This window comes from Achromobacter sp. Bel (assembly GCF_012928505.1).
GTDB lineage: Bacteria > Pseudomonadota > Gammaproteobacteria > Burkholderiales > Burkholderiaceae_B > Achromobacter.
Window position 1 is genome coordinate 1 of the sequence record NZ_JABBJN010000009.1, and the last position, 16,793, is coordinate 16,793.

Annotated in this window: 16 protein-coding genes and 1 riboswitch; of the genes, 9 read left to right on the forward strand and 7 right to left on the reverse strand. The window is 65.3% G+C overall.

Annotated features, from left to right (window positions below; genetic code table 11):
• On the reverse strand, nt 1–412 hold a 412-nt coding region (locus HG262_RS07935), incomplete at its 3' end, for an aminopeptidase P N-terminal domain-containing protein (RefSeq protein ID WP_211187009.1).
• 142 nt (nt 413–554) lie between these two features.
• Nucleotides 555–711: riboswitch (yybP-ykoY riboswitch) on the forward strand.
• An 80-nt stretch (nt 712–791) separates the two neighbouring features.
• Here HG262_RS07935 and HG262_RS07940 point away from each other — a divergent pair.
• The 5 genes from HG262_RS07940 (at nt 792) to HG262_RS07960 (ending at nt 7,936) form a co-directional block, all read left to right on the forward strand.
• Nucleotides 792–1,796 (forward strand): sodium:calcium antiporter, encoded by a 1,005-nt coding sequence (locus HG262_RS07940; RefSeq protein WP_169270496.1) that lies wholly within the window; start codon nt 792–794, stop codon nt 1,794–1,796.
• 460 nt (nt 1,797–2,256) lie between these two features.
• Nucleotides 2,257–2,592 carry a hypothetical protein gene (locus tag HG262_RS07945; protein ID WP_169270497.1) on the forward strand — a complete coding sequence of 112 codons (336 nt, stop codon included), beginning with the start codon at nt 2,257–2,259 and terminating at the stop codon, nt 2,590–2,592.
• 414 nt (nt 2,593–3,006) lie between these two features.
• Entirely contained in the window at nt 3,007–5,814 is a 2,808-nt protein-coding gene (gene mgtA / locus HG262_RS07950; protein ID WP_169270498.1) for a magnesium-translocating P-type ATPase, read from the forward strand.
• A 52-nt stretch (nt 5,815–5,866) separates the two neighbouring features.
• Entirely contained in the window at nt 5,867–6,970 is a 1,104-nt protein-coding gene (locus tag HG262_RS07955) for a porin (protein WP_169270499.1), read from the forward strand.
• A gap of 93 nt (nt 6,971–7,063) precedes the next feature.
• Nucleotides 7,064–7,936 (forward strand): cytochrome c oxidase assembly protein, encoded by an 873-nt coding sequence (locus tag HG262_RS07960; protein ID WP_211187011.1) that lies wholly within the window; start codon nt 7,064–7,066, stop codon nt 7,934–7,936.
• 18 nt (nt 7,937–7,954) lie between these two features.
• Here HG262_RS07960 and galU read toward each other — a convergent pair whose 3' ends face one another.
• Complete coding sequence (galU, locus tag HG262_RS07965) at nt 7,955–8,806, reverse strand: UTP--glucose-1-phosphate uridylyltransferase GalU (RefSeq protein ID WP_169270501.1); 852 nt, start codon at nt 8,804–8,806, stop codon at nt 7,955–7,957.
• Nucleotides 8,807–8,863: 57 nt separating this feature from the next.
• Between galU and HG262_RS07970 the strand changes: the two genes are divergently transcribed.
• A complete protein-coding gene (locus HG262_RS07970) occupies nt 8,864–10,387 on the forward strand; it encodes a M48 family metalloprotease (protein WP_211187013.1) in 1,524 nt (507 codons plus the stop codon).
• 40 nt (nt 10,388–10,427) lie between these two features.
• Here HG262_RS07970 and HG262_RS07975 read toward each other — a convergent pair whose 3' ends face one another.
• The 4 genes from HG262_RS07975 to HG262_RS07990 all read right to left on the reverse strand — a co-directional run bounded on the left by HG262_RS07975 (nt 10,428) and on the right by HG262_RS07990 (nt 13,233).
• Entirely contained in the window at nt 10,428–11,528 is a 1,101-nt protein-coding gene (locus HG262_RS07975; protein WP_169270502.1) for an alpha/beta fold hydrolase, read from the reverse strand.
• 17 nt (nt 11,529–11,545) lie between these two features.
• A complete protein-coding gene (locus tag HG262_RS07980) occupies nt 11,546–11,968 on the reverse strand; it encodes a nuclear transport factor 2 family protein (RefSeq protein WP_169270503.1) in 423 nt (140 codons plus the stop codon).
• Nucleotides 11,969–12,002: 34 nt separating this feature from the next.
• Nucleotides 12,003–12,221, reverse strand: a complete 219-nt coding sequence (locus HG262_RS07985) for a zinc-finger domain-containing protein (protein ID WP_054424547.1) — start codon at nt 12,219–12,221, stop codon at nt 12,003–12,005.
• A 91-nt stretch (nt 12,222–12,312) separates the two neighbouring features.
• A complete protein-coding gene (locus HG262_RS07990; RefSeq protein ID WP_169270504.1) occupies nt 12,313–13,233 on the reverse strand; it encodes a branched-chain amino acid transaminase in 921 nt (306 codons plus the stop codon).
• A gap of 194 nt (nt 13,234–13,427) precedes the next feature.
• On the opposite strand from HG262_RS07990, the gene HG262_RS07995 reads away from it, so the two are divergent.
• From HG262_RS07995 to HG262_RS08005, 3 genes are all read left to right on the forward strand, one after another.
• A complete protein-coding gene (locus tag HG262_RS07995) occupies nt 13,428–14,159 on the forward strand; it encodes an AzlC family ABC transporter permease (RefSeq protein ID WP_169270505.1) in 732 nt (243 codons plus the stop codon).
• Complete coding sequence (locus tag HG262_RS08000) at nt 14,156–14,491, forward strand: AzlD domain-containing protein (protein ID WP_169270506.1); 336 nt, start codon at nt 14,156–14,158, stop codon at nt 14,489–14,491. The genes HG262_RS07995 and HG262_RS08000 overlap by 4 nt, the downstream gene beginning before the upstream one ends.
• Nucleotides 14,492–14,812: 321 nt before the next feature.
• On the forward strand, nt 14,813–16,303 hold the full coding sequence (locus tag HG262_RS08005) for a DEAD/DEAH box helicase (RefSeq protein ID WP_211187015.1): 1,491 nt from the start codon (nt 14,813–14,815) through the stop codon (nt 16,301–16,303).
• An 82-nt stretch (nt 16,304–16,385) separates the two neighbouring features.
• On the opposite strand, the gene HG262_RS08010 is transcribed toward HG262_RS08005, so the two are convergent.
• Nucleotides 16,386–16,769, reverse strand: a complete 384-nt coding sequence (locus HG262_RS08010) for a thioredoxin family protein (protein WP_169270507.1) — start codon at nt 16,767–16,769, stop codon at nt 16,386–16,388.
• Nucleotides 16,770–16,793 lie beyond the last annotated feature (24 nt).

Genomic DNA, 16,793 nt, shown 5'->3' on the forward strand with positions numbered 1-16,793 from the left:
TGTCGCCGGCCAGCGGCGCGTAAAGGGTGGGATGGTCCAGCAGCAGCTTGGGCACCAGTTCGTCCAGCGCGTCGAGCGCATGCGCGTCATCGAAGCCGAAATGCGCGGCGGCCGCTTCGGGTCCGAAGCGCTTGCCTTCCCAGATTTCGTGTTCCACATGGCGCGGGCGGCAGAACAGCACGGCGCGGTCGGTCGCCCCCGCGATCAGGACCAGCCATGCCCCCGGCTCGGTGAACCCGGTGAGGTAGAAGAAATCGCTGTCGTGGCGATACGGGTACTCGGCGTCCCGGTTGCGGATCGCTTCGGGCGCGGTAGCCAGGATGGCGATGCCGCCGCCGTCGGCGCGCATCTGCTCCATCAGGCGTTGGCGCCGGGCGGCGAAGGGGGCGATGTCGGCGGGAGGCAGGCTCATGGCGGGCAGGGGCGCGAACGCCGCGAAGGATGGGGATGCGGCTTACTTTACCCCGCTATCGCGTGCAAACAACAGCGCATGGGTTTCCCGCGGCGTCCACACGGGATTCACTGGACCGTCAGGTACGCGCTGCTACAATCGCCGCTCTGTCATTGGGGAGTAGCCATCCTTTGTCCCCAAAGGAGTTAGCGTCAACAGACTTGGTGGTTCAGGGCCGCGTAGCGGTTGCTAGAACTCCATGGCGCTAACGGTTTCCATGCAAGCGGCCCGCCCGCCGCATGGATCAGCCAGGCGAGACCTTTGGCCGCGTTGCGTTCACCCTTGCCGGGCGAGCCGCTGCGTCGCGCCAATTGGTTTCTGCTCGTCCGGCTGCGTTCATATGTTGCTCACCCTGTTTCTGTTTTTCCTGTCCGCGGCAGTGATCTACTTCGCCTGCGAATTCTTCGTCAACGGAGTCGAATGGGTCGGACACCGTTTCCATCTGGGCGCTACCGCCACCGGCACCGTACTGGCCGCATTCGGCACCGCGCTGCCGGAAAGCGCGGTCACCTTCATGGCCGTGGTGTTCGGCGACACCCCCGAACAGAAAGACATTGGCGTCGGCGCAGCCATGGGCGGCCCGCTGGTGCTGGCGACGCTGGCGTACGCCGTCGTGGGCGTCGCCCTGTGGCGCGCGCGCCGGGGCCAGCCCACGCAAGCCAACTGTATCAACGCGGACCAGCGCCGGCTGGCCCGCGACCAGGCCTGGTTCATGGGCATCTTCATCTTCAAAGTCGGACTGGGGCTGTTGGCCTTCGCGTGGAAGCCCTGGCTGGGCATCCTGTTCCTGGCGACCTACGGCCTCTATATCAAGCGCGAACTGAGCCACGACGAGGAACGGACCGACAGCGAGGACCTGGAACCGCTCAAGCTGCGTCCCCGCGATGAAGACCCCACCATGTTCTGGGCCGCCACGCAGACGATCCTGGCGCTGGTGGTCATTGCGGGTGCCTCGCACGTGTTCGTGAATCAGATCGAAGTGCTGGGCATCTTCATGGGCGCGTCGCCGCACGTGGCCGCCTTGCTGCTGGCGCCTGTGGCCACTGAATTGCCCGAAATCATGAACGCGCTGATCTGGGTGCGCCAAGGCAAGGAACGCCTGGCGCTGGCCAACATCTCGGGCGCGATGATGATCCAGGCCACCATCCCCAGCGCCTTGGGCATTTTCATGACGCCGTGGCTGCTGGACGCCCCCTTGCTGGCCGCGGGTTTGTTCACGATGCTGTCGATCGGCCTGTTGTGGCTGCGCTTTCGCAGGTCGATGATGAGCGTGCCGGCGCTGTCGGCGGTGGGGGGCTTCTACGCCTTGTTCGCGGCATATCTGGGATGGCACTTCTACGCTTGACCCGGGGCCGGATGCCGATCGCGGCGCAAGCTTCGCGGAGCTTGCGCCGTTTTTGCATTTTTTTGCCTGTTTTCAGGGCGCTTTCGCCGCATAAACCTTGTCCATCAGTGGAAACCCGCGTAAACTTCCGCTGTTATCCATCCCAGGAGCAGTCTTCGTGAATACCGATTCCGGCGAAAGTAGTCGATCTTGCATCGACCTCGCTGTCTGACAGGAAACACGCAGAACTCCATCTGCCGCATCCTGTCATGCAGGTTGCGGCGTATCCCAAGCCTCGGGTCCCCACCCAGGCAATAGCGCAGGCCTTCGGCTTGCCGGGAATCTCCCCAACGTAAACCGCCAGAACCGCCGCTTGTCGCAGCGCCGCGCTCGTGCACGTCTTGTGCCCGCACGCTATGCGCCGCGCAGTCGCGCACGCGTACTCGCGATCACGCTCCCCATTCTTGCAATGGAGGTCGTTATGCGTTTCTTCGACTTGTTCCTACGCCGCGCCGGCGTGGACCGCGCCACCGCCCTGGGCCGCCGCCGCGGCACCTCGCGCTTGACGGTCATCTGTCCGCGCGACGAACTGGGCGCCTTGCGCAAGCAGATCTGCCTGGACTTCAGCGCCGCCGGCCTGGATGTCTCGCAAGTGCAGATCGACCAGGGCCAGGACCCCAGCATGGCGTCGGCTTGCATCACGGTCAATTGCCCCCCGGAACTGCGGGCGGAATTGATGTCGCAAGCCCGCCGCCTGAGCGCCAATCCCGCCGTGCGCCACGTGCATTTCGGCGCGCAAGCCGCGTCGATGGCCTGACGCCAGCGCCATTCCCCAGGAGAGATCATGCCTAGTGCCTTAGACCCCGAACCTCGATCGCGCCATGTGCATGGCGCCGGCATGCCTGTCTGACCTGTCTCCTCCCTGCGAGCCGACCGGCCGGACAGTCATTCCGGTTCCCACGGACTCCGCAGCAAAGAATCCCCGGCCTGGCCATCAAGCGCCAACGGCGCCGGTCTCGATTCCCTAGCTAGCCCCTTTCCGTTTTCCGCACCCGGCGCGACTTCGACGCGATCCGGACACCGGCAACATTGCCCCGGTGCCTGCGCACGCCCGTACGCAGCGGATTGACGGCTTTCCCGCGAAAGCCGCGGCCCGCTGCTGCCCGCGCGCAGCCCGACGGGCTGGCTTGCCGGTGTCTCCGACAACAACACCAAAAGCCGGAGCACTCCGATGTTTACCTTCCTGAAATCGTTTTTCTCGTCCGCCTCAGGCCGACGGCGCGCAGGCCGCCACTTCCGGCGGTCCCCCATGCTGGAGCAAGGCGTCGATGCCGTTGCAGCATCGGCCGCCTCGGATACGTCGCGGCGCGCCAACCGCCGCATGCTCGATCTGTCCCGCATGGGCACGGATGCCTTGTTCCTGCTGCTGGGCAGCGGCCGCGGCGGCTTGTCCGAAACCCAGGCGCAGGCGGCGCGCGAACGCCACGGCGCCAACGAAGTCGACCACGAAAAGCCCCTGTCCTGGCCGGTGCACCTGTGGCTGTCGTATCGCAATCCGTTCAATCTGCTGCTGACTGCGCTGGCGGCCTTGTCGTGGCTGACCGATGTCTGGATGGCTGAGCCGGACGACCAGTCGTGGACGGCGGTCGTGATCATTGGATCCATGGTCGTGATTTCGACGGTGCTGCGCTTTGCGCAAGAACTCCGTTCAAACCGGGCGGCCGAGGCGTTGAAAGCCATGGTGCAGAACACCGCCACCGTGCTGCGCAGCGGCGCGATGGCGCCTGCCGCGGACGGCGGCGCGCGCCGCCCGTATGGGGCGCCCTTGCACGAATCCGGCTCGTGCCAGATCGAAGTGCCCTTGGCGGAGCTGGTGCCGGGCGACGTGGTGCTGCTGTCCGCGGGCGACATGATTCCCGCCGACTGCCGCATTCTGAACGCCAAGGACCTGTTCATCGCGCAGGCCGCGCTGACCGGCGAATCCCTGCCGGTCGAAAAGCACGCCGTCCAGCGCGTGGAAACCGGCAATTCGCTGGAACTTGAGAACATGGCCTTCATGGGGACCAACGTGGTCAGCGGCTCGGGCAGCGCGCTGGTCGTCGCTACGGGCGGCAACACGTATTTTGGTCAGTTGGCGGGACGCGTCACGCAGGCCACCCGCGCGCCCACACAATTCCAGCAAGGTATCAATCGGGTCAGTTGGGTGCTGATCCGCTTCATGCTGGTCATGGCGCCGATCGTCATGCTGATCAACGGGTTCACCAAGGGCGACTGGCTTGAGGCGCTGCTGTTCGCCTTGGCCATCGCGGTGGGGCTGACCCCCGAGATGCTGCCGATGATCGTCACGGCCACGCTGGCCAAGGGCGCCTTGCGCATGTCGCGGCGCAAAGTCGTCGTCAAGCGGCTGGACGCCATTCAGAACCTGGGCGCGATGAATGTGCTCTGCACGGACAAGACCGGCACGCTCACGCAGGACCGCATCGTGCTGGAGCGCCATACCGATGTCTACGGCACCACCAGCGACGACGTGCTGGCCTATGCCTACCTGAACAGCTACTACCAGACCGGTCTGAAGAACCTGCTGGACGTGGCCGTGCTGCAGCATGCCGAAGTGCAGCGCAGGCTGAACCTGGCGTCGCGCTACCGCAAGGTCGACGAGATCCCCTTCGATTTCTCGCGCCGCCGGATGTCGGTGGTGGTCAACGAGACCGAGAATGGCCGCGACCACCATGAACTGATCTGCAAGGGAGCGCTGGAGGAAATGCTGTCCGCGTGCACACGGCTGCGTGTGGGCAACGAGGTGCACCTGCTGACCGATTCGCGCCGGGCGGACATCCGCCGGGTGACAGCGGAACTGAACCGCGACGGCCTGCGAGTGATCGCGGTGGGCGTCAAGGAAATGCCGCCTACGCAGCAGGCCTATGGCGTGGCCGATGAATCCGACCTGGTGCTGGTGGGCTATATCGCCTTCCTGGATCCCCCCAAGGAGTCGACCGGCCCCGCGCTGGCCGCGCTGAAAGCCTCGGGCATTGAAGTGAAAGTGCTGACAGGCGACGTCGAACTCGTCACGCAGAAGGTCTGCCGCGAAGTGGATTTCGAGGTGCGCCGCGTCTATCTGGGTGCCGAGATAGAGGCCATGGACGAGGTGCAGCTTGCCGCCGCGGTGCGCGAGGCCAACGTGTTCGCCCGGCTGACACCCGCGCACAAGGAACGCATCGTGCGCAGCTTGCGCGCCCAGGGCAATACGGTGGGATTCATGGGGGACGGCATCAACGACGCGCCCGCCTTGCGTGCTGCCGATGTGGGCATTTCGGTGGATTCGGCGGTGGATATCTCGAAGGAGGCGGCCGACATCATCCTGCTGGAAAAAAGCCTGATGGTGCTGGAAGACGGGGTGATCGAAGGCCGCAAGACCTTCTGCAACATGCTCAAGTACCTGAAAATGACCGCCAGCTCGAATTTTGGCAATGTGTTTTCGGTATTGGTGGCCAGCGCCTTCCTGCCTTTCCTGCCGATGCTGCCCATTCATCTCTTGCTGCAGAACCTGATGTACGACATTTCCCAGACGGCGATTCCATTCGACAATGTCGATGAAGAACTCCTGAAAAAGCCGCAGCAATGGGATCCGGACGGCTTGGGCCGCTTCATGGTGTTTTTCGGTCCGATCAGTTCCCTCTTCGACATCGCCACCTACGCGCTCATGTGGTACGTGTTCCAGGCCAATGCGCCCGAGCACCAGACGCTGTTCCAGTCGGGCTGGTTCGTCGAAGGCCTGCTGTCGCAGACCTTGATCGTGCACATGATCCGCACGCGCCGTATTCCCTTCCTGCAAAGCCGGGCCGCATGGCCGCTGATGGCGATGACGATGGTGGTGGTGGTCATGGGCCTGGTCCTGCCGTTCTCGCCGCTGGCCGAGTACTTCCAGCTGCAGGCTCTGCCATGGAGCTACTTCCCGTGGCTCGCCGGCATCTTGCTGAGCTACTGCGTGCTGACGCAACTGCTCAAGGGCATCTGGGTACGCCGCTACGGCTGGCAATAAGTCTGTGTATGCTGCGGCGGGCGGCAACGCCCGCCGCCATCGGGAGAAGAACATGAGAATCGCATTCTGTGCCGCCGCGGTGGCAGGCGGCTTGGGGCTGCCGCTGGGGGCGTTGGCCGCCGATGAGGGATATGGCGTGCACCTGTACGGCATCGTGGACGCCGGCGTGGCCGTGACGAGCGTGTCGGGGCAGGGCAGCCAAACCGGCGTGCTCAACGGCGGCCTGACGGATTCCCTTTGGGGCTTGCAGGGCGCCGAGGACCTGGGCGGAGGCTGGCATAGCCGTTTCCAGCTGGAAAGCGGCTTTAACCCGTCCAACGGCAACTCGGAGGAAGACGGCCGCTTGTTCAACTACGCGGCGTGGGTCGGGCTTGGCCATGACAGCCTGGGCGAAGTCCGCTTCGGGCGCCAGCACACGATCGGCCAGCTCTACGGCAACGCGCTGGAGATCGCGTCGTGGAAGGACATGGGCATGGGCGCCACCTTCAAGGCGTCCGACAATTTCCAGTTGAGCAATATGGTGAATGTCACCTCGCCCGACTGGAACGGGCTTCAGGCGGGCGTCGGGTATTCGTTTGATGCCGGGGACCAGGGCCAATTCCGCACCAATCAGAACCACCGCGCGCTGAGCCTGGGCGTGAAGTTCGAAAGCGGGCCCTTGCTGGCGGTAGCCACGTGGGACCAACTGCGGCTGGCCCATGCGCCGGAAGGCAGCGGGGGGCGGCCGCAGGCGGTGCAATTGGGCGCCTCGTACGATTTTGACGTGATCAAGGTGACCCTGGCCTGGTCGCGCCAGAAGAACGGCTATGCGGGGCTGGACGGGGGCGATCCCGACGGCCTCGGGCTGGGCCTGGGCCCCGCGCCTTTCGTGCGGGGCGGCACGGTCGACGCGTGGCTGGCGGGCGCCAGCGTGCCCGTCGGGCCGGGCGCCGTCCTGGTGCAATGGTCGCTGGCGCGGCCGGATTGGCATTGGGACAACGGCATGACGGCGCGCAAGGCGCAGCTGGTGACCTTGGGTTATACCTACGCGTTGTCCCCGCGCACGACGCTATACGGATTTGCCGGTTACGCGTCGAACTACACGCTGGACAACCAGTTCGACCCCGCCAATTCCCACACCACGCGTGTCGGGGCAGGCGTCTCGCACCATTTCTGACCCCTCCGGGGCACCGGAGCAAGGGCTGGCGGGGTCTACTACAATCGGCGGGTTGGCGCATGGCGCCGGCCCGTCTTCCCCGATGTCTTCCGGATGGCCCGCATGGATAGTCTTGAATGGCTCATACCCTGGGAGTTCTCTCCCACGCTGGTCGCCTCCTTCGTGGTGGCGATCGTGCTGTTCGTGCGCGGCCAGCGGGTCCACCATGTGACGGCCGCGCGCCGCGCCTTTTTCTGGGTGGGCCTTGTACTGCTGTACCTGTCGATGCATACGCGGGTGGACTATTACGCCGAGCGCATGTTCTTCATCCACCGCATCCAGCATCTGGTGCTGCACCATCTGGGGCCGCTGCTGGTAATGGCGGCGTTTCCGGGGCAGGTCATGCGGGCCGGGCTGCCCATGGCGTGGCGCATCCGCCTGCGGGATTTCCTGCGCACGGGCACGGGCCGCGCTACGGTCGCGGTGCTGACCAACAAGATCTTCGTGCCGACGCTGTTCGTCTTCCTGGTGCTGGTCTGGCTGATTCCGTCGGTGCAGTTCTACTCCATGCTGGACTGGCGCCTGTACCGGCTGATGAACTGGTCGGTCGTGATCAGCGGTTTCATGTACTGGAACCTGATCCTGGATCGCCGCCCCGCGCCGCCCGCGGCCATGACGCCGGGCGGCCGGGTCATTTCTCCCGTGCTGACGATGCTGCCGCAAATGGTGGCGGGCGCAGTCATCGCCTTCACTGAAAGCGATATCTACCCGTTGTTTGAGCTGTGTGGCCGCGCCATCGCGATGTCCGCCCAGACCGACCAGACCATCGGCGGCCTGACCATGTGGATACCGGCGGCGCTGGTCGAGGTGATCGGCCTGATGGTGGCGCTGGGAACCTTGATGCGCCTGTCCGGCAAGGGGCGCTTGCGCAAAGCCGACCGCGACGCCCGCGCGCGGGCCAAGGCCCGCGCGGCGGCGTCCGCCTAGCGCGGACGCGCGGCGGGATTATTCCGGCAGCAGGCCGTGATACTTCCTGCCCAGCGCCACGGTGGCCTGGAACATGCCCGCCTTGTTGCCGCAGTCGTAGCGCACGCCGTCGAAACGGTGTGCGAACACCGCGCGCTCACGCATCATCGAGGCGATGCCGTCGGTCAGCTGGATTTCATTGCCGGCGCCCATCTTGGTCGAGCGCAGGTGATCGAAGATGGCGGCTTCCAGCACGTAGCGGCCCACGACGGCCAAGGTGGACGGCGCGGCGTCGGGTTCAGGTTTCTCAACGATATGCGTGACGCGCTCGGTCCGGGCATCCAGCCGGGCGTCGCCGCTGCGCGTGGCCACGATGCCGTACTTGCGGGTGTCGGCGCGCGGCACGTCCTGCACGCCCAGCACGCTGGCGTTCTGCGCGACGGCGATGTCCACCAGCTGCTTCATGGCGGGCGTGTCGGCATCGATCAGGTCGTCGGCCAGCAGTACGGCGAAAGGCTCGTCGCCCACGGCGGGGGCGGCCGACAGGACGGCGTGGCCCAGGCCCAGCGGGGCAGATTGCCGGATGTAGAGGCAATTCACGTGCGCGGGTAGAATGCCCCGCACCATTGCCAGCAGCTCGTGCTTGCCTTTGCTTTCAAGGTCGGATTCAAGTTCCGGTGCGGAATCGAAGTGGTCTTCGATGGCGCGCTTGTTGCGGCCGGTCACAAAAATAAGGTCGGTGATGCCGGCGGCCACGGCCTCTTCAACGGCATATTGAATCAACGGCTTGTCGACCACGGGCAGCATTTCCTTGGGCATCGCCTTGGTGGCGGGCAGGAAGCGGGTGCCCATGCCGGCGACAGGGAAAACGGCTTTACGGACGGGACGCATTGAGACCTCGTTTGGGGTATCGGTGAAACATTTTAAGCTCATCGCTATCATAGGCTTATGAACCGCAGGAAAATGCCATCCATTTGCTCTATTGCGAAACGGGGCGCGATTGCCGGACTGTGCGCCGCCTTGCTCGCTCCTTCCATCCCCGTCGCCGCGTGGGCGCAACCGGTGGGCCTGCCCACGATGGGCGCCGCGTCGGCGGCCGACCTCTCGCCCATGCTGGAACGCAGCCTGGGCGAAGCCATCATGTCGCAAGGCCGGCGCGACCCGACGTACGTCGACGACCCTGAACTCAGCCAATACCTGACCACGATGGGCCGCAAGCTGGCGGCCTTTGCACCCGGCGCGGTGCCGGAAGTGGAAATGTTCGGCGTGCGCGACCCCGAAATCAACGCGTTCGCCATGCCCGGCGGCTTTATAGGCATCAATACCGGCCTGATCGTATCGTCGGGCAGCGAATCCGAGCTGGCCGCGGTGGTCGCGCACGAAATCGGTCACGTCGTGCAGCGCCACATCGCGCGCGGCATGACGCAACAAAGCCAGAACGGCATGCTGATGCTGGCCAGCCTGGCCGGCGCGCTGCTGGCGGCGCTGGCGGGCGGCGGCGGCAACCTGGCGATGGGCGTGGCGGCCTTTGGCCAGGCCGCGGCCATCAACCGCCAACTGGGTTTTTCCCGCGACGCGGAACGCGAGGCTGACCGCGCCGGCTTCCAGATGCTGACCAAGGCGGGATACGACGCCGAAGGCATGTCGCAAATGTTCTCGCGTTTGATGAACGCGTCGCGCCTGAACGAAGGGGCGGGCGGGGGTTCTTGGGCCAGTACCCACCCGCTGTCCATTGAACGCATGTCCGATGTGCAGAACCGCGTGCGCTCGATACCGCCGTCGCGCCATGTGGACTCCGACGACTTCTGGTACGTGCGCGCCAAGATGCGCGTGGTGCAGGGGCGCGACGCCGTCAGCCTGCGCTCGGCCGGCCAGCAATTGCAGGACGAGGCCCAGGCGTTGTCCGGCGTGCGCCAGTCCGCCGCGTATTACGGGCTGGCCTTGCAGGCCTTTCAGCGCAACAACCTGACCGAAGCCGACCGCTTGTGGACGCTGGCTACGGCTGGCGGGCGAAATTCCGCGCAACTGGCCAAGCTAAGCGTCGATATCGCGCTGGCCCGCAAGGAATACCCGCGCGCGCTGGAGCTGGCGCAGGCGGGCGTCAAGCGCTGGCCCGACCAGCGGGCGCTGGGCATCGCCTATGCCCAGGCGCTACAAAGCAACGGCCGCCATGCCGACGCGCAGGACTATCTGCGCGCCAAGATCAAGCAGTGGGGTAGCGACGAGCCCAGCCTCTATCAGATGCTGGCGCAAAGCGAAGAACGCAACGGCAAGCCGGTACAGGCCCGGCGCGACCTGGCGCGCTTCTACGTCATGACCGGCGCGTTCGCGGCGGCGGAATCCCAGCTGCAGCAGGCGCGCGGCTTGTCGACCGACTTCTACGAGCAATCGCAGATTGACGTGCAGATCAAGGAAGTGAAGGACAAGCTGGCTGAAGAGCGGCAGTTGCTGGAGCGCTTCAAATCGGGTTGAGGCGCTGGTGTTGAATCCGGGGGCGGCGCCCCCGGGCTTCCTATAAGCCGGTTTCGAAGAACCGGCCCAGCCGCTGCGGCAGCCAGTTCAGGTGCGCCGGGAAGGCGCCGGTGGGAAACCCGGCATGCCCGCCGTCGCTGGGCTGGTGCAGCAGGATGACGGGCGCGCATTCTTCCGGTTTGGGCAGCGACGCCGCCGGGATGAACGGGTCGTTGCGGGCGTTGAGCACCAGCGTCGGCACCGAGATCTTCGGCAGCCAGGGCTTGCTTGAGGCGCGCGTCCAGTAATCCAGGGCATTGCGAAAACCATGCATCGGCGCGGTATAGGTGTCGTCGAATTCGCGCAGATCGTGCGCGTGCGCGATGCGCATCACGTCGATGGAGCCGGGAAAGCGGTGGGCCTTCTCCAGCACCTTGTGCTTGAGTGTCTTCAGAAAATGCGCCGAATAGACGCGCCGGTTGAATACCCCGGTGGATAGCGTCTTGCCGCAGGCGACCAGGTCCAGTGGCACGGAAACGCCTGCGGCGGCCGTCAGCCAGCCGGTGTCTTCCTGGTGTTCACCCAGATATTTGAGCAGGGCGTTGCCGCCCAGCGACACGCCGACGGCATGCCAGCGCGCATGCGGGATGCGGCTGCGCACCGTCTCCAGCAGGAAGCCCACTTCAGCGGAATCGCCCGAATAATAGGCGCGCGCCAGGCGGTTGGGCACGCCCGAGCAGCCCCGGAAGTGCGCAATCACGACGATCCAGCCGCGCGCGCGGAAATAGTGCGCGACGGACTGGGCGTAGCGGCTGTTGCTGCCGCCTTCCAGCCCGTGGAACAGGATCAGCGCAGGCGTGTCGGGGGTTTGCGGCAGCGACTTCCAATCCGCGTCCGTCATCCACCGCGCCGCGGCGGTCTTGCCATTGGCGACCGGGCCTTGCCCGCTGACGGGCGCGCCGTCGGCGGCCTTGTGCGGAAACAGGCCCGGGCCGGTCCAGTCGAAGTCCACGAAATCGGTGTCCGGCGTGTCTACCCGGTCGCGCACGAACGCGATCCGGTGGTATTGCGCGAATACCGACGCGTAAACCGTCTGGGCATCGCCTCCGGGCAACCAGGAGGGAACGGGGCAAGGGGACGTATCTAGACGAGCAGCGGCCAACTAAAAATCCACCCGATTCAATGCAGCATGTCGGGTACGTCGTGCAAATCGAGCACCCCGGCTTCCGTGGGCGCCGGCGACGAATGGTGCATGACCATGCGCCAGCCGGTGGGGCCCTTGTGGTAGATGTTCGTGGCGTAGCAGTTTGCGAACTGCGTGCCTTCCCGCGTACGCACCGCCACCTGCTCCACCAGCACGTGCACCGCGCACATCATGCTCAGCATGACCAGCGGGCGCAGCGGGCGGACGTGAAGCGGGCCGTTGGCCAGCACCTGTTGCCAGGACTCGTGCACCGCGGAGTGGCCGACGATGCGCAGCCCGCCCGGGTGGATGCAGACGACTTCCTCGTCGTCGGCCCACACCTGCATCAGGCGGACGGCGTCCCCCTGTTCCAGGGCTTCGTAGAACGCGTGTTCGGCTTCTTCGGGGGTGGCAAACATGGTTGCGTGTGGCGGGTAAGCGTTGTGCGGCGGCTTAGTGGTGGCCGTGCAGCACCGTACCGGCCTTCAGGCGGTACTCGGCGCCGCAGTAGGCGCAACTGGCGGAGCCCGAGCGGGCCACGTCCAGGAACACGCGGGGGTGCATGCTCCAGAGCGGCGCTTTCGGGCCGGGACAGAACACGGGCAGGTCTTCGGCGCCGACCTCAATGACTTCGTGAGCGTGGGGGACGGCGGCCGGGGCAGCAGCGGTCATGGATATTCCTGAAAAAAGAACCGATAAACGGCAGGTTGGGGCAATGATGCGGTCCTGTCGGGGACAAGGCCGCACGGATCAGCGTCAAACTTCAGACTTTACTTAGCCAGTGATGGTACTTCGGGATGCGGCCATGCACCATGTCAAAAAATGCAATCTGCAACTTCTCGGTAACCGGGCCGCGCCTGCCTGCGCCAATCTGGCGGTTGTCGACCTCGCGGATAGGCGTGACTTCCGCGGCGGTACCGGTGAAGAAGGCCTCGTCGGCGATGTAGACGTCGTCGCGCGTCAGGCGCTTGGTGACCACGCGCAAGCCGAAGTCGGCCGCCAGGGCATGGATGGTTGACCGCGTGATGCCGGTCAGGGCGGACGCGATCTCGGGTTCGCAGAGCACGCCGTCCTTGACGATGAACAGGTTCTCGCCGGAACCTTCGGCCACGAAGCCCTCGGTGTCCAGCAGCAGGGCCTCGTCGTAGCCGTCTTGCAGGGCTTCGGTGTTGGCCAGGATGGAATTGGCGTAGGTGGTGGCCACCTTGGCGCGCGGCATCGTGACGTTCACGTGCTGACGGGCGAAGGACGACACCTTGACGCGGATGCCCTGGGACAGGGCGTCTTCGCCCAGGTAGGCGCCCCACGGCCAGGCGGCGATCGCCACGTGGACGCGGGCGCCCTTGGGCGACACGCCCATCTTTTCCGGGCCGTAGAACACCAGCGGCCGCAGGTAACCGGATTCCAGCTTGTTTTCGCGCACGACCTGCCGCTGCGCCTCGTTGATCGTGTCGCGATCAAACGGCATGGGGATCTGGTAGATGTGCGCCGAATTGAACAGGCGGTTGGTGTGGTCTTCCAGGCGGAAAATGGCGGTGCCGATCTTGGACTGATAGGCACGCACGCCTTCGAAGACGGAAAGGCCATAGTGCAGGGAGTGCGTCAGGACGTGCGTCGTCGCGTCTCGCCATGGGACGAGCTTGCCGTCATACCAGATGAAACCGTCGCGGTCAGCCATCGACATGGTCTTCTCCACACAGGGCGCCAGGCCTGGCGCCGTGCGTCAGGCCCCAAGGGGTCAATAAACTCGAGGCGCCTATTGTATCAAGCGGCGAGGTTACAATACCGGCCTATCCGCGCACCGGCGTGGTGCCATTCGGCCCGCGCAACCCGTTAGAGTTCCCATGTCGTCCTGTCCGAATCGCCAGGGGTCAGCCGTTGTCCTCTGAATCCGCGCTTCCCGAAATCCGCCAGGAACGCCTGGCCGCATTCCGCTCCGGCATCCATGCCATCGTTCCTGCCCTCATCGCCACGGCGACCTGGGGCCTGGTGACCGGTGTGGCCATGGTCAAGTCCGGCCTGACCGAGACCATGGCGCTGGCCATGACGCTGCTGCTCTACGCGGGGTCCGCCCAATTGACGTCGTTGCCGCTGATCGCCACGGGCGCGCCGCTGTGGCTGATTTTCGCCGCTGGCTGCGTCGTCAACCTGCGTTTCATCATCTTCGGCGCGGCGCTCCATCCCTATTTCCGGCACATGTCCTGGCCCAAGCGGCTGGGACTGGGCTACTTCACGACCGACATGGGCTTCGTGCTGTTCATGCCGCGCTATGGCGATTCGGCCGAGCGCGGCACGCGCGAACAGCTGTGGTTCTTCCTGGGCACGATCGTGCCAGGCTGGCTGGTCTGGCAGTCGTCGTCGATCGTCGGCATCTATCTGGGGGCGATGGTGCCCACGAACTGGTCGCTGGATTTCGCCGCGGTGCTGGCGCTGCTGGCGATCACGGTGCCGCTGGCCAGCTCCAAGCCGATGCTCGTGTCCATGCTGGCGGCCGGCGTTGTCGCCTGGGTCGGCCAGGTGCTGCCGTTGCGTCTGGGGCTGGCGGCGGCCGTTATCGCCGGTGTGGTGGCCGGCATGTGGGCTGAACGTTTCTTCAAGGCGCGACCATGACCCTCTGGCCCTCCGAGCTCTACGTCTATTCCGCCATCCTGCTGCTGGCCCTGTGCAGCGTGCTGACGCGAGCGGGCTTCATGCTGTTCGGCGACTACATCCCGCTGCCGGACGGCGTGCGCCGCGCGTTGCGCTACGCGCCCGCCGCGGCGCTGACGGCTATCGTGGTGCCGGACCTGCTGCCCTGGAAGGCGGGGTTGGGGCCGGTATTCGACTACAAACTGGTGGCCGGCGTGGTTGCCATCCTGGTGTTCTTGCGCACCCGCAGCGCGGTGATGGTGATCATTGTCGGCATGGTCGTGTTGTGGGGCCTGCGCTGGCTCGCGGGCTGACGTCCTTATTTCGGTCACAAATCGTCCATCTGGTGGACATACGCGCTGTTTGAGCGTGTGGTAAGGCGGCTGCGCTAAAATTAAGTTATCCACAGCAATCCGGGCCTGGTACTGCCCTCATAAGTATCGAATCCATAATGCGCCGACTGGCCTGCAAGGCAGGGTGCCGATTGTCCGCGAAGCCGAAAGCGCTTTGCGGCACAAGCGTGCCGTCGCGTTGCGACCACGCGTATTTGGATTGCCCCGATGCATATGTAGTGCAGTGCATGTAGCACTCTCGTTTTGTTCTTTTTCACTGGTCCCGGTATCTGCCAAACCCTGATGACTGAATCCACACAATCCGTAGCACCCCCCGTTGACGCGCCCGCGCCGACGTTCGCCGATTTCGGGCTGCATCCGCTGTTGCTGCAATCCATCGCCGAAACCGGCTACACCATCCCCACACCCATCCAGGCCCAAGCCATCCCCGTCGTGGTGGAAGGGCGTGATGTCATGGGCGCTGCCCAGACGGGCACCGGCAAGACGGCCGCATTCACGCTGCCCATCCTGCACCGGCTGATGCCGCTGGCCAACACCAGCGCGTCGCCCGCGCGTCACCCGGTGCGTGCGCTGATCCTCACGCCCACGCGTGAACTGGCCGACCAGGTGTACGAAAGCGTCAAGCGCTATAGCAAGCAGACGCCGCTGCGTTCGGCCGTGGTGTTCGGCGGCGTGGATATCGGTCCGCAAAAAGAAGCGCTGCGCCGCGGTTGCGAAGTGCTGGTGGCGACCCCCGGCCGCCTGCTGGACCACGTCGAGCAAAAGAACGTGAACCTGAGCCAGGTCGGCATCCTGGTGCTGGATGAAGCGGACCGCATGCTGGATATGGGCTTCTTGCCCGACCTGGAACGCATCATCCGCCTGTTGCCCACGCAGCGTCAGGGCCTGCTGTTTTCGGCCACCTTCAGCAACGAAATCCGCAAGCTGGGCCGTTCGTACCTGAACCACCCCGTCGAAATCGAAGTCGCGGCGCGTAACGCCACGGCCACGACGATCACGCAGATCGCCTACAAGATGTCCAGCGACGCGAAGCGCGCCGCCGTCGTGCATCTGGTGAAGTCGCGCGGCCTGAAGCAGGTCATCGTGTTCTCGAACACCAAGATCGGCACGGCGCGCCTGGCTCGCGAACTGGAACGCGACGGCGTCAAGGCCGAATCGATCCACGGCGACAAGACGCAGGCCGACCGCATGAAAGCGCTGGAAGCGTTCAAGGCCGGCGAACTCGAAGTGCTGGTGGCGACTGACGTGGCCGCCCGCGGCCTGGACGTGGCAGGCGTGCCTTGCGTCATCAACTACGACCTGCCCTACAACGCGGAAGACTACGTGCACCGCATCGGCCGCACCGGCCGCGCAGGCGCATCCGGCGAAGCCATCGCGCTGTTCACGGCCGACGAAGAGCGTTTCCTGCTCGATATCGAAAAGCTGATCAAGCGCGAAGTGCCGCGCGGCACGCTCGACCTGCCGGCCGACGCCGTGGCGCGCAGCCACCGCCGCAGCGACGAGCGCACGGGTTCGTCGCGCGAAGGCCGCGAAGCCGGCCGCGGCGACCGCAGCGATCGTGGCGACCGCGGCCGTTCGTCGGACCGCCGCTCGGGCTACACCTCCGGCGGTTCGCGCCAGCCGGTGGATGATTTCTTCCTGAAGCCCTACGAGCCGCAGGCTTCCTCCTCGACGGCCGAAGAGCCGGCGCCCGGCAACAACAACAATGGCAATTCGTCCTCGGCGCCCAAGCGCCAGGTGGCGGTGCTGTTGGGCGGCTCGCGCAAGAACTGATTGCCTTTCTCTTGTGGCTGCCCGGCCATGAAAAAACCCGCAACGCGAAGGCCTTGCGGGTTTTTTATTGCGGATGCGCGGCTCAGGCCGCCAGCAGCTTCGTCAGGTCCGGCAGCGCCGTGGCGACGGCCGGGCTGTTTTCATCCACGCTTTCCAGCAGCCGCTCCAGGTGTCCGATGTGCGGCAGCATAGGGCCGTAGAACACGACGCGGGCGCCGATCTGCACCAGCAGGGTGGGGAAGTTCTCGACGTCTTCGTCGCCCAGCAGCTCCGCGTGGTCTTCGATGTCGATCCATGCGAAGACGTGCTGCGGCAGCGTGGCGGCCAGTGCTTGCAGTTTGGGCTTGTACTGTTCGCAGGTGTCGCACCACGCCGCGCAGAAACAGGCGACCAGCCAGGTGTCGGGGATTGCGCCAAGCCGCGCGCGCAGGGCGGCAAGGTCGGTGCCGGGTACAAGTAGAGACATGTCAGCAGATGAAGGCGTGTTTGA